14 protein-coding genes are annotated in these 19126 nt (G+C 69.1%); 7 read left to right on the forward strand and 7 right to left on the reverse strand.

The window, feature by feature from the left end; all coding sequences use genetic code 11:
* Window positions 1-6 precede the first annotated feature (6 nt).
* On the reverse strand, window positions 7-942 hold the full coding sequence (locus tag NOCYR_RS03965; RefSeq protein WP_048832760.1) for an RluA family pseudouridine synthase: 936 nt from the start codon (window positions 940-942) through the stop codon (window positions 7-9).
* A gap of 28 nt (window positions 943-970) precedes the next feature.
* The gene (locus NOCYR_RS03970) at window positions 971-1411 is read right to left on the reverse strand and encodes a TIGR03667 family PPOX class F420-dependent oxidoreductase (RefSeq protein WP_014349066.1); all 441 of its coding nucleotides are present in this window, start codon (window positions 1409-1411) and stop codon (window positions 971-973) included.
* A gap of 229 nt (window positions 1412-1640) precedes the next feature.
* Here NOCYR_RS03970 and NOCYR_RS03975 point away from each other — a divergent pair, with 229 nt between their 5' ends.
* Complete coding sequence (locus NOCYR_RS03975) at window positions 1641-3485, forward strand: ABC transporter ATP-binding protein (protein WP_014349067.1); 1845 nt, start codon at window positions 1641-1643, stop codon at window positions 3483-3485.
* Window positions 3482-5218: an ABC transporter ATP-binding protein gene (locus NOCYR_RS03980; protein ID WP_014349068.1), complete on the forward strand. Its 1737-nt coding sequence runs from the start codon at window positions 3482-3484 to the stop codon at window positions 5216-5218. Before NOCYR_RS03975 ends, NOCYR_RS03980 begins: the two co-directional genes overlap by 4 nt.
* A 99-nt stretch (window positions 5219-5317) precedes the next feature.
* Here the strand turns inward: NOCYR_RS03980 and NOCYR_RS03985 are convergent, their stop codons facing one another.
* Entirely contained in the window at window positions 5318-5644 is a 327-nt protein-coding gene (locus NOCYR_RS03985) for a helix-turn-helix domain-containing protein (protein ID WP_014349069.1), read from the reverse strand.
* On the reverse strand, window positions 5641-6006 hold the full coding sequence (locus NOCYR_RS03990) for a type II toxin-antitoxin system RelE/ParE family toxin (protein WP_231856027.1): 366 nt from the start codon (window positions 6004-6006) through the stop codon (window positions 5641-5643). Before NOCYR_RS03990 ends, NOCYR_RS03985 begins: the two co-directional genes overlap by 4 nt.
* Window positions 6007-6059: 53 nt before the next feature.
* Here NOCYR_RS03990 and NOCYR_RS03995 point away from each other — a divergent pair, with 53 nt between their 5' ends.
* Window positions 6060-7085, forward strand: coding sequence for an FAD-dependent monooxygenase (locus NOCYR_RS03995; RefSeq protein WP_197538405.1), 1026 nt, complete (start codon window positions 6060-6062; stop codon window positions 7083-7085).
* A 3-nt stretch (window positions 7086-7088) separates the two neighbouring features.
* Here the strand turns inward: NOCYR_RS03995 and NOCYR_RS04000 are convergent, their stop codons facing one another.
* From NOCYR_RS04000 to NOCYR_RS04010, 3 genes are all read right to left on the reverse strand, one after another.
* Window positions 7089-8483: an alpha/beta hydrolase family protein gene (locus NOCYR_RS04000; RefSeq protein WP_014349072.1), complete on the reverse strand. Its 1395-nt coding sequence runs from the start codon at window positions 8481-8483 to the stop codon at window positions 7089-7091.
* Window positions 8484-8598: 115 nt separating this feature from the next.
* A complete protein-coding gene (locus NOCYR_RS04005) occupies window positions 8599-9306 on the reverse strand; it encodes a siderophore-interacting protein (RefSeq protein ID WP_014349073.1) in 708 nt (235 codons plus the stop codon).
* Window positions 9307-9422: 116 nt separating this feature from the next.
* Complete coding sequence (locus NOCYR_RS04010) at window positions 9423-9884, reverse strand: hypothetical protein (RefSeq protein WP_014349074.1); 462 nt, start codon at window positions 9882-9884, stop codon at window positions 9423-9425.
* A 215-nt stretch (window positions 9885-10099) separates the two neighbouring features.
* Here NOCYR_RS04010 and NOCYR_RS04015 point away from each other — a divergent pair, with 215 nt between their 5' ends.
* From NOCYR_RS04015 to NOCYR_RS04030, 4 genes are all read left to right on the forward strand, one after another.
* Window positions 10100-11386: a SidA/IucD/PvdA family monooxygenase gene (locus NOCYR_RS04015; protein WP_048832764.1), complete on the forward strand. Its 1287-nt coding sequence runs from the start codon at window positions 10100-10102 to the stop codon at window positions 11384-11386.
* Between the two features lie 65 nt (window positions 11387-11451).
* On the forward strand, window positions 11452-12393 hold the full coding sequence (locus NOCYR_RS04020; protein ID WP_014349076.1) for a methionyl-tRNA formyltransferase: 942 nt from the start codon (window positions 11452-11454) through the stop codon (window positions 12391-12393).
* A gap of 54 nt (window positions 12394-12447) precedes the next feature.
* A complete protein-coding gene (locus NOCYR_RS04025; protein WP_014349077.1) occupies window positions 12448-18042 on the forward strand; it encodes a non-ribosomal peptide synthetase in 5595 nt (1864 codons plus the stop codon).
* A gap of 50 nt (window positions 18043-18092) precedes the next feature.
* Window positions 18093-19082, forward strand: coding sequence for an ABC transporter substrate-binding protein (locus tag NOCYR_RS04030; protein WP_014349078.1), 990 nt, complete (start codon window positions 18093-18095; stop codon window positions 19080-19082).
* Window positions 19083-19126 lie beyond the last annotated feature (44 nt).

Below are 19126 nucleotides of genomic sequence, written 5' to 3' on the forward strand. Positions count from 1 at the left end.
TACTGATCACCCTCCGGTGCGCCAGCCCTCGAGATCGGTCCAGGCCTGCAGTGTGCGGCGGGTCTCGAACCGGCGTGGTTCGCCGCTGATCGGGTCGGTGAACTCGATGGCCGAGGCCAGCAATTGCAGCGGGCGGGTGAAATCGTGCACCGGTTTGTCGGTGATCACGGGGTAGAAGTCGTCGCCGAGGATCGGGATGCCGAGCGAGTTCAGGTGCAGCCGCAGCTGATGGGTGCGCCCGGTGCGCGGGTAGAGCCGGTAGCGGCCCAGTCCGTCGCGGTGTTCGAGCAGTTCGATGAGGGTCTCGGCGTTGGGTTCGCCGGGCACCTCCTGCGCGGCGAGCACCTGCTTTTCCTTGACGATCCGGCTGCGCACGGTGCGCGGCAGTTCCAGCGCCGGATCGTACGGCGCGATCGCCTCGTATTCCTTGCGCACGGTGCGCTTGTGGAACATCGTCTGGTAGGCGCCGCGCCGGGTGGGATCGATCACGAACAGGACCAGACCGGCCGTGGCCCGGTCCAGGCGGTGTGCCGGGATCAGGTCGGGCAGATCCAGCTCGCGCCGCAACCGCACCAGCGCGGTCTGGAGAATGTGCTGACCGCGTGGAATGGTCGCCAGGAAGTGCGGTTTGTCCACCACCAGCAGGTGCTCGTCGCGGTAGACGACGGGAATGTCGAAGGGCACCTCGGTTTCGGCCGGCAGGTCCCGGTGGAACCACACCGCACCGCCCGGCACGTACGGCGCGTCGGGTGCGATCGGACCGTCGAGGTCGACGATGCCGCCCTCGCGCAGCAGCTCATCGATGCGGGCGGCGGGCACCCTGGGCAGGCGGTGCACCAGATGGTCGCGGATCGTCGCCCACTCGCCGTCCTCCGGCAACCGAAGCCGGGCCGGATCCAAGCCGTACCGCTTCGGCAGCGGCGGCTGCTGCCTTCTTCTCATCGGTAACGAGATTAGTAGACGTTCCTGGTCAGAAGCCGCGCAGCCGGTCGGGGGTGATGCGGACCGGCACCGAGTACTCCTCGAAGAACTGCTCGCGCGTCATCGAAATGCTCTTCAGGCCCTCCGTGTACTTCTCGACGTAGGCCTCGATTTCCTCCGGCCCCGGCGTGCTGTCGTCGATGCGGGCCGTTCCGGTGAGCACCACCACCTCACCGCCGCTCTCGGTGCTGTTGAGGTTGAGCGAGACCCGCGGGTTGCGCGCGATATTGCGCAGCTTCGGCCGGTCCGGCTGGCTGAAGAGCAGGATTTCGCCCGCGCGCCACAGGAACCACACCGGGTTCGGCTGCGGGGTACCGCTGGGGCCGACCGTCGTCAGCCAGACGACCTGTTCGCCGTCCAGGCGCCCGGCGACCTTGGCGCCGAATTCTGTTGTGGTGTCGATGAGTTGCGCGGATCCGGCTGCGGTCATCGTGCTCTCCTCGCTCGTAGCGGTGACTTGTCGAGCGACAACGCGGTGACCGCCGCCACCATTCCCTAGCACGTCGCGGCTCGGCGCGGGCGGGAGAAACCGCATCTGTGGACTACCGGAGAAACGCCGGTCACGCCTGTGGATAACTTAGGCTTGCCTTTCCTTGCGTTCCGGCGGTGTGTGAAGATGGGGCGATCTTCGGCGAACACCACGACAAAAGCGAGGACTCATGACGGTGGAGGTCGCGCCGCTGCCCGCGGCGGAGACGGGGAACCGGCCGCCCCGCGCGGTGCAGAAGCAGCGCAAACAAGCCGAGACGAAGGCTCGCCGGGAAATCCTGGCGCCGGTGCGCGCGACGCTCACCATCGCGAGCCTGCTCGTCGCGATCGCCTCGGTGTGCGTGGTGGTGCCGTTCATTCTCATCGTCGAGGTGTGCCGCGAACTGTTGCGCGACCCGGTCGATACCGACCGGGTCTGGCGGCTGCTGGCCATCGCGGTGATCGTGCTGGCGGTCCAGGCGGGTCTGCAGGCCGTCGCGATGACGTGGTCGCATCTGACCGACGCCGGATACCAGCTCACGGTGCGCAGGCTGCTGGCCGGGAAACTCACCCGGGTCCCGCTGGGCTGGTTCGGCGAACGCAGCTCCGGCGAGGTGAAGAAATACCTCCAGGACGACGTCGAAGCCCTGCACTATCTGGTGGCGCACGCGCGGCTGGAGTTCGTCGGTGCGCTGGTGGTCCCGCTGGTCACCCTCGGCTATCTGTTCACCGTCGACTGGCGGCTGACGCTGGTGCTGTTGTTGCCGCTGATCGCCTACTTCATCGCGCTGAGCCGGATGATGGATCAGGACCGCCGCGACAAGCTCGCCATCTACAACCGCTGGGAACGGCGGGTGCAGGAGGCGACCATCGAGTTCGTCGACGGCATCCAGGTGGTGCGGGCCTTCGGCCAGGCCGGTAAGGCGCACGGCGCGTTCCAGGAGGCGGTCGACGGGCAGACCCGCAGCCTGGACCGGTGGAAGACGCCGATGATCCGGTTGCAAGCCGTCTCCGATATCACCGTCGCGCCGGTGTTCGTGATGCTGGTGATCGTGCTGGCCGGGCTGGCCGGTGTCGGCCTCGACTGGCTCGAGCCGCTGGATCTGCTGCCGTTCCTGCTGGTGGGTCTCGGTCTCGGCAGCGCCCTGATGGGCCTCGGCTACAGCGGGCAGACGCTGCGCGCCGCCGGTGCCGCCGCCTTGCGCCTGCACGAACTCCAGCAGACTCCCGAACTGAGCACCGGTACCGGCGGCGCCGTCGACAAGGCCGAGCCCGGGTTGGTGCGCTACGAGTCGGTGAGCTTCGGCTACCGCGACGACCACCAGGTGCTGCGCGATATCAGCGTGGAGCTGGCCCCGGGCACCATCACCGCGCTGGTCGGGCCGAGCGGCTCCGGTAAGTCCACCTTCGCCAAACTGCTGCCACGCTTCTACGACGTGGGCGCCGGGCGGATCACCATCGGCGGCCGCGATATCCGCGATTTCGGTACCGAAGAGCTGTACCGCACCGTCGGATTCGTCTTCCAGGATGTGCGACTGATCCGCGGCACCGTCCGCGACAACCTGCTGCTGGCCCGGCCCGATGCCGATGCGGCGGCGGTGGAGCAGGCCGCACGCGCCGCGCAGATCCACGACCGGATCATGGCGCTGCCGCGCGGCTACGACTCCGAGATCGGCGTCGACGCCACACTGTCCGGCGGTGAGGCGCAACGGCTGTCGATCGCGCGAGCGTTGCTGGCCGATACACCCGTGCTGGTGCTCGATGAGGCCACCGCCTTCGCCGACCCGGAATCGGAAGCCGCGGTGCAGGACGCGCTCGCGGTGCTGGTGGCCGGCCGCACGGTGCTGGTGATCGCGCACCGGCTGCACACCATCACCGGCGTCGACCGGATCCTGGTGCTCGAAGACGGTGTGCTCGTCGAACAGGGTGATCACGCGAGCCTGCGCGAAGCCGGCGGCACCTACCAGCGGCTGTGGGAAATAAACGAGGCCGCACTCGGCGCGGTGGCCCTGATCGATGCGGAGGAGTCCCGGTGATCGGCAAGGTTTTCGGGCTGGTACCCGAGGAGTACGCCCGGCTCACGCCGCGGCTGATCGCGGTCATCATCGCGCAGGCGCTGTCCCAGGCGGCGGCTTATCTGCTGCTGGTCCCGGTGCTGGAGGCGGTGTTCGACAACGATCTTGGCCGCGCCTGGTTCTGGGCGGCGCTCATGGTGGTCGCCGTCGCGGCCATGGCGGGGCTGCATTACGTCCAGGCGACCATCGGCCTGCGGATCGCGGTCGGTATGCAGGGCGGTTTGCAGACCCGGCTCGGTGATCAGCTCAACGCCCTGCCGCTGGGCTGGTTCGAAACCCACAGCGCCGCGCCGTTGTCGCGGATCGTGGTGGAGAACGTGCGCGAGATCCAGGGCGCGGTCGCTTACCTGACCGCCAAGGTGCTCACCAGCATCGTGGTGCCGCTGGGTGTCGGTCTCGGCATGCTGTTCATCGACTGGCGGATCTCGCTGACGATGCTGCTGGCCGCGCCGGTGCTGTTCGCGGTCAACCGGCTCGCCAACCGCGCCTACCTGCGCTCGGACGCCCGGATGCATGCCGCGGCGGCCGAAGCCGATGCCCGGGTGGTCGAGTTCGCGCAGGCCCAGCCGGTGCTGCGGGCCTTCGGGGCGGTCGGTTCCGGTAACAAGGCGCTGGATTCGGCGCTGCGTCAGCAGAAGACGGCCACCACCCGCGCGGTGTTCTCGGCGGTTCCCGGGCTGATCCTGTTCGCCCTGTTCGTCCAGGCCGTGTTCCTGGTGCTGGCCTATGTGGTGATCAGTCAGGTCACCGATGGCGCGATCTCCGCGGCCGCCGCGATCGCGTTGATCGCGGTGAGCGCCCGGTTCATCGAACCGCTGAACCAGGCCGCGCAGCTCGGCAACGCGCTGCGCTCGGCCGCCGCCGCGGTGGATCGGGCCAGCGAACTGCTGGCCGAACCCGTGCTGCCGGAAGCGGACAAGCCGGTGACTCCCGGCGCGCCGTCCGTGGTGTTCGACAATGTTGAATTCGGTTACCGCCCGGGTGAACCGGTGATCTCCGGGGTGAGTTTCACCGTGCCCGCCGGCACCACCACCGCGATCGTCGGCCCGAGCGGTGCGGGTAAGACGACGCTGCTGCGGCTGGCGGCCCGGTTCTACGACGTGGATTCCGGCCGGGTGAGCGTCGGCGAACACGATGTGCGCGAGCAGCCGTCGGAAACGCTGCTCGGTCAGTTGTCGCTGGTGTTCCAGAACGTCTACCTGTTCAACCGCTCGGTGGCCGCCAACATCCGCATCGGCAAGCCCGACGCCACCGACGACGAGGTGCGCCGCGCGGCCGTCGCCGCCCGCGTCGACGAGATCGCCGACCGCCTGCCCGACGGTTTCGACACCTCCGTCGGTGAAGGCGGCGCCACCCTGTCCGGCGGTGAGCGCCAACGGGTCTCGATCGCCCGCGCCCTGCTCAAGGACGCGCCCATCGTCCTGCTGGACGAGGCCACCAGCGCCCTCGACCCGCACAGCGAAGCGGTGGTGGTGCGCGGCATCCACGAACTCACCCGCGACAAAACCGTCATCGTGGTGGCCCACCGCCTGGCCACCATCGCCCACGCCGACCAGATCCTGTTCGTCGACGGCGGCCGCATCATCGAACGCGGCACCCACGACGAACTCCTGGCGCTGGGCGGCCGCTACGCCGACTTCTGGAACGAGCGTTCGCGGGCGAGCGGGTGGAGGTTGGAGCCGGTCTCCGTGTAAACGGACGAGCGGGTTGTCGCAGTACGCGACAACCCGCCCGGTCGTGGTGCGATAACCATCAGGGGATCACGCGGATTGATGGCCAGGGCACCGGCTCGGTCAGCCAACGATGATCCGTTCGCCTCCGAAATCCGCGACGATTTCCATTCGCCCACCCAGAGCCTTGATGTAGGCCGCGAGTGTCCGCAGTTCGGCGGCACCTAAGGCCGCCCGCTCGATTGCGGAGATCCGCTCCTGGCGCACATGCATCCGCTCGGCGATCTCGGCCTGTGTGAATCCGAGGCGTTTGCGCATCTCGGCCAGCCGGGTGGCACGGCTCAGTTCGACCATGTGGCGAGCGCCGTTCTCGACCTCGGTGCGTTCGGAGTCCTCTGGAAAGAACTCGGACAAGAAGCTGTCACGATCGTATCCATGAGTGCTGCTCATGAGCGCTCCTTCTCCTTCAAATACATCTCGTACCGGTACTCCGCGGTCGGGATCGCCGCCCGGTACCAGGACTTCCAGTTCCCCGCTTTGTCGCCGGAAACCAAGAGCACCGCATTGCGCTCCGGGTCGAAGACGAACAGGATTCTGATCTCGCTTGTTCCAGTAGACCCTGGTCGCAGCTCCTTCAGGTTGTGCACAGTCGAACCTTTGATTCGATCCACCAACGGTCGACCCAGTGCCGGCCCCTCGTCGAGCAAGGCAGTAATCGCCTGACCGACGAGGATCGCGCTTGCACGATCGTCTCGGCGAAGCTGGTGGAGCCAATCGCGGACTTCGTTGACCATCTCCAGTCGATAGCTCACCGCGGCTATCGTAGTCGTTATAGTACCTCTGCATACTGAAAGCGGCCAGGTTCTTGCGACCCGCACATTTGACCCACGGTCACCACGGACCGGTCACTGGTCTCGCGGCCGGTCACGCATGGCCGCAATACTCGATCCATCGCGGTGAACTGCACGCGATCCTGTTGCGGGCGGTACGCGAACGGCTCGGCGCCGACGCGGTCCGCGAGGGAATGCGGTTGACGGCGGTCTTCGAGGACGCCGAGCGGGTCCGGTGCCGGGTCCGGAATGTCGCGATCGACGCCGTGCTCGACCAGGACGCCGACGTGTTGATCGGCGCCGACGGCCTGCATTCGGTGGTCCGGGCGCACCTGCATCCCACCGAGCCCGGCCCGCGGTGGAATGGGATCCGAATGTGGCGCGGCACGGCCGAATCCGAGCCCTTCCTCGATGGGCAGACGATGATCCTGGCGGGTTCCAACTCCGCGGCTCGCTTCGTGGCCTATCCGATCTCGCGGACTGCGCAGCAGCGGGGGCGCTCGCTGATCAACTGGGTTGCCGAAGTGCGGGTGCACGACGAGACGGCGCAGGACCCGGACTGGGACCGCATCGGCCGCACCGAGGATGTGCTGCCGCACTACGCGGGCTGGCGGATCGCCGGCCTGGATATCGCGGAGCTGATCTCGGCGAGCGGTGCGATTCTCGAGTACCCGATGGTGGACCGAGACCCGTTGCCGCACTGGGGTATTGGCCGCATCACCCTCGTCGGCGACGCCGCCCACCCCATGTACCCGATCGGCTCCAACGGCGGCTCCCAAGCGATTCTCGGCGCGCGCGCCCTGGCAGCCGAACTCGCCGCCACCACCGACCCGATCGCCGCCCTGGCCCGCTACCAGACGGCGCGCCGCGAACACGCCAACGCCATCGTGCTCGCCAACCGCGACATGCCGATGGACCGCATCATCCGCCTGGTCACCGAACGCGCCCCGAACGGTTTCGCCCGCATCGAGGACGTACTCACCCCCACCGAACTCGCCGAGATCACCACGTCCTACCGCCGCACCAGCAGCGCCGTGTCGCCGCCGACTCCCACGAGCTAGCTGCTAGTCGCGCACCAGCCCGCCCTCGACGCCCTGGTGGTGCCGGGCGGCAGCGGTGACGTCGGCGCGTGGGCCCCCCAATGGCTCGCTCAGGAATGCGGCGAGAATGTCGTTGACGGCGTGCTGGGTGGCAGCAGGCCGACGGGAACCGCCGATGAACTGCGCAGCCACGAAACGAGCTGGGCCGGAAAGGAACAGGGGTACGTCGGTGAAGCTGTAGTGGTTGGCTTCGCTGAGTTCGAAGCGGTAGCCGGGGGCGCGGAGGTTGGCCAGCAGTGTGGCGTTGCCGTCGATGTACCGCTGCGAGTGGCCGGTTTCGGCGCGGTCGCTTTCCACCAGCAGGAACGGCCGGGTCAGCGAGCGGGTGGGGAGGTCGCCGTAGAGGGTGCCGTCGATATTGGCCGCGGCCCGGACGCGGGGGTCGTGGGCCAGGGTGGCGGCCGCGGTGGCGCCGCCGAACGAATGGCCGATGGCGGCAATGTGTTCGGTGTCGAGGCAGGCAGCGAAGTCGGGGTCCATGGCCTCGGGGCGGGTGAGCTGATCGATGACGAATCGCAGGTCTGCCGTGCGGAGGTCGAGCTGGGCGCTCATGTAGTCGCTCGCCGCGGGTTCGTCGGCCGGCGCCTCCCGCACGGTCGTGGCGATGGTGCCGTCGGCGAGTTCGGTCACCGCCGATTCATACGGATGGTCGACGGCCAGGACGACGAAGCCGCGGCTGGCCAGATCCACCACCAGTGAGCTGTAGAACGCCCGCGGCGCACCGTATCCGGGTGAGAACAGCACCACCGGCCAGCGCTCGCGCTGCGTACTGATGGGCACATCGGCGTAGGCGTGGGTGTCGATCAGGTGGTAGCCGCGCATGATCGGCGCCGGTATCAGCGATACCCGGTCCGGGAGCCGGTCGTAGCCGTCGAGATACAGGTATTGCCGGCCACCGCCCCATTCCGCCGGATACCACGCCTGCACCACCACATTCCGGTGATCATCGACCGCGGCGGTCGCGGCTTCCGGCCGGCTCGGGTCGACCCAGCGAAAGATCGTGCTGCCCACCGTGTACGGCCCGGTCGGCTCGGGCAATGTGGGCACCGGCGGCAGCGCGGTAGCGCACACTGCCGAGACGGCCAGCACCCCCGCACCCACGCGGCCCGCGATCAACGCCACCCGGCGCCGGCCTTCGAGCCGATTCGCCGGCAGCACCAGCGCCAACGACAGCGGGATCAGCAGATAGACCGGCACGAACTGCCAGTAGAAGCCTTCCAGCAGCAGCTGCGCGCAGGCGCCGAGGAACAGCGGCGGCCACACGAACGGCGCGATGGTGCGCCCCCATCGGTGCGCCACCACCGCCAGTACCGCGAAAAGGACGGCGATTGCCGCCACCGCCATATCGATGCTGGACACATCCGCTCGCTCTCCACCCCGTCGGCACTCGCCGGCGCCGAATTCGCTGCCATCGTGCCCCGGCACGGCGGTGCCGCGCGTCAGCCGCAGGTCGCGAGCGTCTCCTCCTCGAGGACTACTTCCAGTAGGCGCGGTACTTCAGCTGCGTCTTGGGCAGGTTGTGGCTGGTCTTGAACGTCTTCACGATCGAGCGGGTGGTGTGGCCGTCGCAGGCCACCCAGGCGTAGGCGTCGCCCGGGCAGGTGAGCTCCTGGGCGGTCTCGCGCATCAGCCGTCCGTCGTCGATGCGCTGCAACCAGGTGACGTGGTGGTGCGGCTTGTTGCGCACGGGCAGCGTGACATCGGATTCGAACTGCCATTCCAGCCACACTCGAGCCGGGGTGTCGCCGATGGATTCCAGCAGCGTGTTGATAGCGGGCAGCGAGGCCGTGTCTCCGAAGATCAGGTACTCGCTCGGGGTGACCTCGGGCAGTTCGAAATCCGAGCCGAGGACCGTGGACTCGATCTCGTCGCCCACCGCGGCGCGCTCGGCCCACTGGCTGGCGGGCCCGCCGTGCAGGGCGAACTCGATGTAGAAGTGGTCGGCGGCCGGGTCCTGGTCGATCAGCGTGTAGCCGCGATGGTGCAGCTTGTCGGTGGTCGCGTCGGGAATCCACAGCCGGATCCACTGGGTGGGATGCACCGGGTGGTCGGCGAGCAGGCCATTGGCGGCGAACCCGATCCGCACGTACTTATCGGTGACGGTTTCGGTGGAGGTGACGCGCAGACGGTAGTCGTCGGCCCGCCAGATCTTCATCAGTACGCCGTTGGTGCCTTTGCCCATGATGCTGAGGTTAGCCTAAGTTGACCGGAAAGTCGTCACTCGAGCGGGCGCAAAATACGCCGACGGCGGCCGGCCCCCGACACCTCGGGGACCGGCCGCCGTATCGGAGAACCGGTTCAGAGGCTGCAGGGCACCGAGCCGTAGTAGGCCAGGCCGCACAGCGAATCGTTGGTGAGCTTCCAGGTGCCGTCGATCTGGCGCCAGGCGACCTCGACGGCCGGGAAGTCCTCGTAGCCGTCCAGGGCCAGCTTCAGCTGGGCGGTGGTCAGGTCGCCCTGGGTGCTGACCGGGCCGATGACGCTGTAGCGGAAGCTCGGGATGGCCGCCATGCGGTTGGACAGCTCGTCGACGACGGGCAGACCGGCCTCGCCCGCCTCCAGCTCGGCGGCGCGGTCACCGCGCGGGGCGCCGGTGTTCAGCGCCAGCTGCAGCTTCGACTGGAGCTCGCCCACGCCGGGGGCGTTGGTGCGGACGACGGACGGGGCCGCGGTGGCCGGGGCGACGGTGGCCACGGAACCGAAGGCGGCGGCGGTGAGGGCGAGCGCCGCGGCGGCGGCACGGGTCTTGCGGTTGAACATGTGCGTTCCAATCTTGTTCGGCTGCGTGCCAGGGTCGGGGGACTGGCACTCACCAGCAATATAAGGTAAGCCTATGCAAACACGGGAGCGGTAGTTCATCCTGTGGAGGTGGCTTACGCGTCCCGCGCCCACGTCGCCGCAGCTGGTCGCCGGTATCGGTAGCTGAACGGTGGCTGGAATCACAGTGCTGCCATGTGGAGAGAGTTGGAGAACCAGTGGACAGACTTCTCGTTGTCGGAGCCGGACCGAAGGCGATGGCCGTCGCGGCCAAAGCGCATGTGCTGCGTTCGCTCGGTCTGCCCGCGCCACAGGTCACCGTGGTGGAACCGCATGCGGTGGGCGGCAATTGGCTGGCAACGGGCGGCTGGACCGACGGTCAGCACCGGCTCGGCACCAGCCCGGAGAAGGATCTCGGCTTCCCGTACCACTCCACCTGGGCGCGCGGGCACAACCAGGCGATCAACGAGGCCATGATGGCCTTCAGCTGGACCGCCTTCCTGGTCGAGCGCGGCACCTACGCCGAATGGGTCGACCGTGGCCGGCCCAGCCCGCAGCACAACGTCTGGGCCAAGTACCTGCAATGGGTGGCCCGCAAGATCGATCTCGACCTGGTCACCGGCCGGGTCCGCAAGATCTCGGCCGCGGCCGACGGCTGGCTGGTCACCGTGGCCGACTCCGACGGCGTGACCAGCGAGATCGACGCCGACCGGCTGATGATCACCGGCCCGGGCAACAGCTCCCGCGCGCTGGCCGACCACCCCAAGGTGCTCAGCATCGCCGAGTTCTGGGATCTGGCCGGTAAGCGCAAGCTGCCGGTGTCCTCGCGCGCTGCCGTCATCGGTGGCGGTGAGACCGCGGGCTCGGCCATGGACGAGCTGGTCCGCCACGACGTGCTCACCGTCTCGGTGATCTCGCCCGGCGCCACCATCTACACCCGCGGCGAAAGCTATTTCGAGAACTCCCTGTTCAGCGATCCCGCCAAATGGCGTGCGCTCAGCATCGAGGAGCGTCGCGACGTGATGCGCCGCTGCGATCGCGGCGTGTTCTCGGTGCGGGTGCAGGAATCGCTGCTGGCCGACAATCGGGTGCACCACCTGCAGGGCCGGGTGGTCCGGGTCGCCGAGCAGGGTGACGGCGTCGCGCTCACCCTGCGCAACGAGATGCGCCCCGATCAGCAGCACAGCTTCGACCTGGTGGTCGACGCCACCGGCGGGCAGGCGCTGTGGTTCCTGGACCTGTTCGACGCCGACGCCGCCGACCTGGTGGAGCTGGCCATCGGTGGCCCGATCACCCAGGCCCGGCTGGAGGCCGCGATCGGGCACGATCTGGCCGTCGACGGACTCGACGCCAAGCTCTACCTGCCGAACCTGGCCGGCCTGGCGCAGGGCCCCGGTTTTCCGAATCTCAGCTGCCTGGGCCAGCTTTCGGATCGGGTGCTGGCGACGGCCGCGACCTGCGCGGTCCCGGCGAAGGCGGAATCGGCGCGGTCGGCTCGCCCCTGAACAGGCGGCCGACGCCGGTAGGCTAGGCTTGCCTTACTTGGCATCGAGGATGAAGGTTTCTGTTTATGCGCATCGTGTCGTTCGGCTTCCAGACCTGGGGCCGCAAGACCCTGCAGGCTCTGATCGATTCCGAGCACGAGGTGGTGCTCGCGGTCACGCATCCGGCCAGCGCCGACTCCTACAAGGGCATCTGGTCGGATTCGGTGGAGGAGCTGGCGCGTGAGCACGGCATCCCGGTACACCTGACCGAGCGCGCCGACGCCGAGACCATCGACCTGGTCAAGCGGGCCGAACCGGACGTCATCGTGGTGAACAGCTGGTACACCTGGATGCCCGCCGAGCTCTACGACATGCCCACCTACGGCACCCTGAACCTGCACGATTCGCTGCTGCCCAAGTTCACCGGTTTCTCGCCGGTGCTGTGGGCGCTGATCAGCGGGGAGAGCGAGTTCGGCCTGACCGTGCACCGGATGGACGAGCAGCTCGACACCGGCGACATCCTGGTCCAGCATTCGCTGCCGATCGGCCCCGACGCCACCGGCACCGAGCTGGTGCTGGCCGGCATGGAGCTGATTCCGGGCGCGGTGAAGGAGGCCCTGGACGCGCTGGCCAACGGCACCGCCGAATGGAAGCCGCAGAACAAGGCCGAGCGCACCTACTTCCACAAGCGCTCCGAGCGCGACAGCCGCATCGACTGGCAGTGGCCCGCGGTGGATCTGGAGCGTTTCGTGCGCGCGCTGTCGGCGCCGTACCCGCGCGCGTTCAGCCACTACCGCGGCGAGAAGGTCGAGATCCTGGCTGCGCGCGTCTCGCAGGCCCGTTACGGCGGCACGCCCGGTCGCGTCATCGTGCAGGAAGAGGGCGGCGCGGTGGTGTGCGGCCCGGACGCCTACCGCGGCGGCAACCACGCCCTGGTGATCACCCGGGTGCGCACCGCCGACGGCACTGAGCACGACGGCGCCGAATTCTTCCGCCGCGGCGGTTATCTCACCGATACGCCGGAATAGTCCGGCGGCCGTCGGGCAGCGAGCGAAGATCCAGTGCGGGGGCCGGAGGGAACCATGTCGACCATTGCCAACGACGCCGCGAGCGTGCGGGCACACCGCACCGAGCTGCTGCGCCGCCGACAGCCGGCCGCTCCGGGCCCACGACGTCCGCTGACGCCGGGGCAGTCACGGGCCTGGTTCCTGCAGATCCGCGAACCCGCCGACGCTTCGCTCAATATCGGTGTCGCCTACCGGCTTTCCGGTGCGCTCGACGTGGCGCGGTTGCGGGCCGCGGTCGCCGCGGTCACCGCCGAACACGACATCTTGCGCACCAGTTACGCGCGCGGCATCGACGGTGAGCCGTATCAGGTGGTGCGCCCGGATTTGGCGCCCGCTTGGCTCGACCACGATCTGTCCGGGCGTTCCGAGGCGGGGCTGACCCGCCGGGTGGAGGTGCTGGTCCGGCGCGAGCTGGCCCGTCCGTTCGATCTGTCCGCGGACGCACCGCTGCGGTTGACGCTGATCCGAACCGGCACCGACGAGTACGTGCTGGTGCTGGTCGCACACACCATCGCCTGGGACGACGAGTCGCTCGGCGTGTTCACCGCCGACCTGCAGGCCGCCTACAACGGTTCGGCTCCGGCGCGCCGCACAGGTAAGCGGTTCGCCGATCGTCGCGGTGACGACGCCGCCGGCCTCGCCTACTGGCGCGAGACCCTCACCCCGCTGCCCGAACCGCTGGAACTGCCCGGCGGTCCGGTGTCCGGTGGTACCCAGCAGGCCGCTCGCCGCAGCCGGACGCTGCCCGAAGCCCTGGTCCGGCGGGTGCACGATTACGCCGAAGCACGCGAATCGACTCCGACGGCCGTGCTGCTCGCCGCGTACTCGACGCTCATCCACCGATACACTGCCGCCACCGATTTCCTTGTCGCGATGCCGGTTTCACTGCGCGAACCCGAGGCGCGCGACCGCATCGGCTACTTCGGCAATACGGTCCTGCTGCGCACCACGCCGGACGCGCAGGCCACCTTCGCCGAATTCACCACCGCCATCGATGCCGTGGTCACCGCGGCCTCGGCACACAAGCACATCGGCATCGACCGGGTGGTGCACGCGATCAATCCCGACCGCACCGCTACGCGGGACGGTCTCGAACAGCTCGCCCGCATCGGTTTCGGGGTGCGCAGCGCCGGAGCGGATTTCGCTCTCGACGGCGTCAGCGCGACCATGCTCGAGCTGGGCGGGCCGCAGCTGCCGGTGCCGCTGCGATTCACCGTCACCCTGGATCCGTCGGCCCCGCGTGTCGACGCCGAATACTGGGCCGAGGCCTTCGATCCGCGCCTGGTCGACCAACTGCTCGACCACTACCTGCAACTGCTCGACACTGCCCTCACCGGCCCGCAGGTCCGCCTCGGCGAGCTGGACCTGTTCGGTGCCGAGGCCAGGCAGCTGTTGCTCGCGCAGTCGCGTGGTGAGCAGGTCGACACCGAGCCGACCACGCTGGTGGCGCTGTTCGAGCGCCGGGTTGCTGCCGCGCCGGAGTCCGTCGCGATCATCGCGCCGGGCGACCAGCCGGGTACGGACCTGGAACTGACTTACGGCGCCCTCGACCGCAGGGCGAATCGGTTGGCGCACTGGCTGATCGCGCAGGGAATCGGTGCCGAAGACCTGGTCGCGCTGCGGATGTCGAACTCGCCGGAGTTCGTCGTCGCGGTGCTGGCCGTGCTCAAGGCCGGTGCCGCCTACCTGCCGATCGACCCGGCCTACCCGGACGAGCGGATCGATTTCCTGGTCGGCGATGCGGCGCCGCGGCTGGTGCTCGGCCGGGTCGAGCTGGATGCGGCCGAGGAAGCCGCTGTCGACCGGCCCGAGCATGCCCCGACCGACGCCGATCGGGTCCGGCCGCTGCGTCCGGACAATCTGGCCTACGTCATCTACACCTCCGGCTCCACCGGCACCCCCAAGGGCGTGCCGGTCGCCCATGCCGCGATCGCCGATCATCTGATCGGGTTCTGCGCGCAGTGGGGGATGACCGCCGAGGACCGGCTGCTGCAATCGTCGTCGGTGAGTTTCGACGCGTCGCTGCTCGACATCTTCGTCACGCTGACCCTCGGTGCGCGCCTGGTGATCCCGAAGCCCGACGCCTTCCGCGATATCGGCTACGTCGCCGATCTGATCAGCCGCTACGGCGTCACCGTGCTGCACATGGTGCCGTCGCTGCTGAGCGCGCTGCTGCTGTTGCCGGAGGTCAGCGAGTGGCGGGCGCTGCGGCATGTGCCGGTGGGCGGCGAGGCGCTGCTCGGTGAGGTGGCCGACCGGTTCGCCGGGATGTTCGACGCCGAACTGCGCAACCACTACGGCCCCACCGAGGCCGTGGTCTCGGCCACGCATATGCCGGTGGAGGGGCCGCAGGGCCCGCGCATCGTGCCGGTCGGCGTGCCCAACCGCAATGTGAGCGCCTACCTGTTCGACGACCGGTTGCAGCTGGTGCCCGCCGGTGCCGTGGGTGAGATCTATCTCGGTGGTGATCAACTGGCCCGCGGCTATCTCGACCGCGCCGGGCTCACCGCCGAGCGGTTCGTCCCCGACCCCTTCCGCCCCGGCAAGCGCCTGTACCGGACCGGTGATCTGGCGCGCCGCAATGTGTCCGGTGAACTCGAATTCGTCGGCCGTGCCGATGAACAGGTGAAGGTGCGCGGCTACCGCATCGAGCTGGGTGAGGTGCAGGCCGTGATCGCCGGGCACCCGAGCGTGGCGCAGTGCGTGGTGGTCGCGAACGCCGATCCCGCGCTCGGGACCACGCTCGCCGCCTACGTCGTACCCGCCGACGGGGAGGTCGACGTCGAGCAGGTCCGCGACTACCTCGCGAAATCCCTGCCGGAGTTCATGATTCCGTCCGCCTTCGCCGTGGTCGACCGGATTCCGCTGACCGAGCACGGCAAGCTCGACAAACGCGCCCTGCCCGAGCCCCGCCGCGTCGGCACGCGCACCCGCCGGGAACCGGCCACCGCCACCGAGATCCGGCTGGCGGCGCTGTTCGGCGAGATCTTCGGCCAGACCGAGGTCGGTGCCGACGATTCGTTCTTCGAACTGGGCGGCCATTCACTGCTGGCCAACCGGCTGGTGGTACGCATCCGCGCGGAGTTCGGCGTGCAGATCGACGTGCGCGCGCCCTTCGACACGCCCACCGTCGCCGGGTTGGCGGCGCTGATCGAGGCCACGCCGGTGAGCGCTGGCGTCAACGGTCTGCCGCCGTTGACGAAACAGCCGCGCCCGGAGCTGGTTCCGCTGTCCTACCAGCAGCGCGCCGAATGGGACGCCGGGGCCACCGGTGCGGTGCAGACTGCGGTCCGGATCACCGGTCCGATCGACGAGGAAGCGCTGACGGCGGCGCTGAACGATGTGATCGCCCGGCACGCCGCGCTGCGCACCGTGTTCTCCGGCGGCAGCGAACCGCCTCGAACGGTGTTGCCCTCGGCCGGAGGCGCTATCGCCGCTGCCGAGCGCCCCGACGGCGAACCGCACCAGGTGGTCCTGCACTCAGTCGAGACAACCATCGCCTTCACCGAAATCGCCGAAGGCGAACTGCCGGTAGCGCTCGTTTCAGCCGCGGCCCACCGGTTCGATCTCACCGCCGGCCCCCTGCTGTCGGCTCGAATCTTCCTGCTGGACCAGAACACCCGCGTCCTTTCGCTCGTCGCGCATCGCCTCGTCGCCGATGAGCCGTCGCTGCGCACGGTCGTCTCCGATCTCGCCATCGCCTACCGCTGCCGTGTCGGGACCGGCGCGCCGCCGCAGTGGGGTCCGCCGGCCATCGATCACGTCGACTACACCCTGTGGCAGCACGCGGCCGCGGAGTCGGCCGGCGCCGGATTGCAGGAGCGGCAGCGGGCGCAGACGGACCTGCCCGCTCCGGTCGACCTCGCCGCCGACCGCGCGAACGCCGACGCCGACGGTGCCCACACTGTCGGTTTCGGCATTCCCACGGGCTTGCGGCATCAGCTCGAGGCGCGCGCCGAAGCCTGCGGCGCCACCGAATTCATGCTGTACCAGGCGGCCGTCGCCACCCTGCTGCACAAGCTCGGCGCGGGCCGTGAGATCGCGCTGGCCACGCCCGCCACCGGCCGCACCGATACCGTGGCTGCCGACCTGGTCGGGCCGCTGTCGAGCAGGCTGATGCTGCGCACCGATCTGTCCGGTGAGCCGACTCTCGCGCAGGTGCTCGACCGCGCCCGCGACGCCGCCCTGGATGCCTTCCGCGATCAAGACCTGCCGGTCAGCGCTACACGAAAGGCCGTGCCGCAGGCGGAGGTCCGCTGCGAGGACGACCACCGATCCGCCGGAACCTGGCTATCCGACGACCTGCACCTGGCGCCCGAACCAATCGCAGTCAGCACCCCGCGCGAGCTGACCTTCGTGTTCACCACCACGGCCGAGGGCGAGGTCGACGCGCAGGTGATCGCCGACGCCGGCCGCTACGAGGCCGCCACCGTCGCGCTGTTCGCCCGCCACCTGCTGACGGTGCTGGAAGCCTTCGCCGACGCACCCGACCGCACCGTGCCCGACCTGCGGCTCATGACCACCGGCGAGCAGGAGCGAGTGCTGGGGGAGTGGTCCACCGGCGTCGAACCCTCCGATCTGCGCAGCCTGGGCGCGCTGTTCCGGCACGGTCGAGCCGTCCCCGGTATCCGGGTCGCATTGCGCTGCGGCAGTGAGCAACTCACCTACGGCGAGCTGTATCAGCGGCTGGACCAGCTGATCGCGGGCGACGCCACGGGCGAACCCGGCGGTGAACTCGGCGTGGACGCGCTGGCCAACCTGCTCGCCGCGCTGGCCCGGCTGTTGCCGCCGGCCGCACCCGTCAACAAGTACAGCGCGCCGCCGGCTGCCACGGCCGAGGGCGAGCGCACCGATGCGGCGACAGCCGCGACACACCGTTCAGCAGAGGTCGGATCGCTCGCGCTGCCGCTCACCGCTCTCACCGCCGCCGTCGCGGACCGCCGCTGTGTCGCCGCCGATCGCCGTCGCGCCGACGCCGATCCCGCGCGCAAACCCGCCGACGTGCGGTTGTTCGCCATGGCTGCCGACGATCCCCAACTCGCAGCCGATCTGCTGGCGGCGCTGACCGACGGCGCGACCTTCGTCCTCGCGACGGACGGCCAGCGCACCGACCCGGCCGCGCTGGCCGAGGTGATCGCCCGGCACGGCGTGACTCAGGTGATCGCCACACCGTCGCTGCTCGCGGGCCTCGCGTCGGCGGGCGTCGACGCGCTGCCGACGGTGCATCGCTGGGATGTGAACGGAATCGATTGGTCCCCAGAGCTTCCCGCGCTCCTGCGGGAACTCGCACCGGATTCGGTCGCCACCTTCGCCTACCGTGCCCGCGCCTATCTGGGGGCGGCCGCACGCGGGTCGATGGGCGGCGCGGGCCGGGCGCGTCCGGTGCCCGGCGCGCGGATTCTGGTGCTCGACGAGCGGCTGCGGGCGGTGGCGCCGGGTGTGCTCGGTGCGGTGTACGTCGGCGGGATCGCGCTGGCCTCCCAGTTCACCGGGGGCGACGGGACCGACGGCTTCGTCGCCGACCCGTTCGAGCCGGGCGGGCGTTTGTTCCGCACCGGCGACACGGCCAGATGGACCACCGACGGACGACTCGCCTTCGCGCAAGCTTAGGCTTACCTACGATCATCCGAGTTCGGTCGGGGTCGAAGCAAGGAGTACGAATGAAACTGGCTCGAAGGACCGCGCGGCGAGGTGTGCTCGCGCGGCTGGGAATGGCCGCGGTGGCGACGGTGCTGGCCGTCTCGGTGGCGGCCTGTGGCGCCGACTCCGAGGGCGGCGACGGCGCGGGCGTGACCGTCAAGCACAAGCTCGGCGAGACGACGGTCGAGGGCACGCCCGAGCGCGTCGTCACCATCGGCAACCAGTGGCTCGACGCCTCGCTCGCCCTGGGCGTGACGCCGGTCGGTTACGCCGACAACGTCTCCATCCTGGCCGGCGGGCAGAAGGTGCCGTGGGCGCCCGATTCGCTCGGCGACGCCAAGGTGCTGAAGCAGGGGTCGGATATGGCCGAGCAGATCGCGGCGCTCGAGCCGGATCTGATCCTGGTGCCCGGCTTCCTGGTCGATCAGGCGATGTACGACAAGCTGTCCAAGCTCGCCCCGACCATCGGCCCGGTCTCCCTCGGCGCCGAGGTCGACCTGTGGACCGATCAGGTGACCCAGCTCGGCCGGGTGCTGCACAAGGAAGACGAAGCGACCAAGGTGATCGCCGATGTCGACACCAAGATCAAGGACGTCTCGGCGAAGTACCCGAACCTCGCCGGCAAGACCTTCCTTACGTGCATGCTGACCGGCCCGTCCCAGCTCATGGTGATGGCCGACCCCGAGGACGGTTCGGCGCAGATGTTCTACGAGCTCGGCCTGACCATCCCGCAGAACATCGCCGCGGAATCGCCCGCGGGCGGGCGGCTCGCGCTCTCCCCGGAGCGCCTGGGCGACCTGACCTCCGACATCCTCATGTGCGGTGCCATGCCGGCCTATGAGCAGAAGTTCAAGGAGCTGCCGGGCTACAACGACCTGCCCGCGGTGAAGTCGGGTGGCATGACCTTCCTCGACACCCTCACCATCAGCGCGATCAACACCCCGACCGCGCTGTCGGTGCCGTACGTGCTGGAGAAGCTCGACCCGACGTTCGCCGCCGTCGGCAAGTAGGAGTGATCGGGCTGGGCATATCCGAACGGGATATGCCCAGCCTG

The sequence above is a fragment of the Nocardia cyriacigeorgica GUH-2 genome (assembly GCF_000284035.1).
GTDB lineage: Bacteria > Actinomycetota > Actinomycetes > Mycobacteriales > Mycobacteriaceae > Nocardia > Nocardia cyriacigeorgica_B.

Coding starts and splice junctions, on each gene's coding strand:
- NOCYR_RS03985 (WP_014349069.1), bottom strand. CDS start 5,644: ATGAGCAGCACTCATGGATACGATCGTGACAGCTTCTTGTCCGAGTTC.
- NOCYR_RS04010 (WP_014349074.1), bottom strand. CDS start 9,884: ATGTTCAACCGCAAGACCCGTGCCGCCGCCGCGGCGCTCGCCCTCACC.
- NOCYR_RS04030 (WP_014349078.1), top strand. CDS start 18,093: ATGAAACTGGCTCGAAGGACCGCGCGGCGAGGTGTGCTCGCGCGGCTG.
- NOCYR_RS04025 (WP_014349077.1), top strand. CDS start 12,448: ATGTCGACCATTGCCAACGACGCCGCGAGCGTGCGGGCACACCGCACC.
- NOCYR_RS03970 (WP_014349066.1), bottom strand. CDS start 1,411: ATGACCGCAGCCGGATCCGCGCAACTCATCGACACCACAACAGAATTC.
- NOCYR_RS03975 (WP_014349067.1), top strand. CDS start 1,641: ATGACGGTGGAGGTCGCGCCGCTGCCCGCGGCGGAGACGGGGAACCGG.
- NOCYR_RS04020 (WP_014349076.1), top strand. CDS start 11,452: ATGCGCATCGTGTCGTTCGGCTTCCAGACCTGGGGCCGCAAGACCCTG.
- NOCYR_RS04005 (WP_014349073.1), bottom strand. CDS start 9,306: ATGGGCAAAGGCACCAACGGCGTACTGATGAAGATCTGGCGGGCCGAC.
- NOCYR_RS03965 (WP_048832760.1), bottom strand. CDS start 942: ATGAGAAGAAGGCAGCAGCCGCCGCTGCCGAAGCGGTACGGCTTGGAT.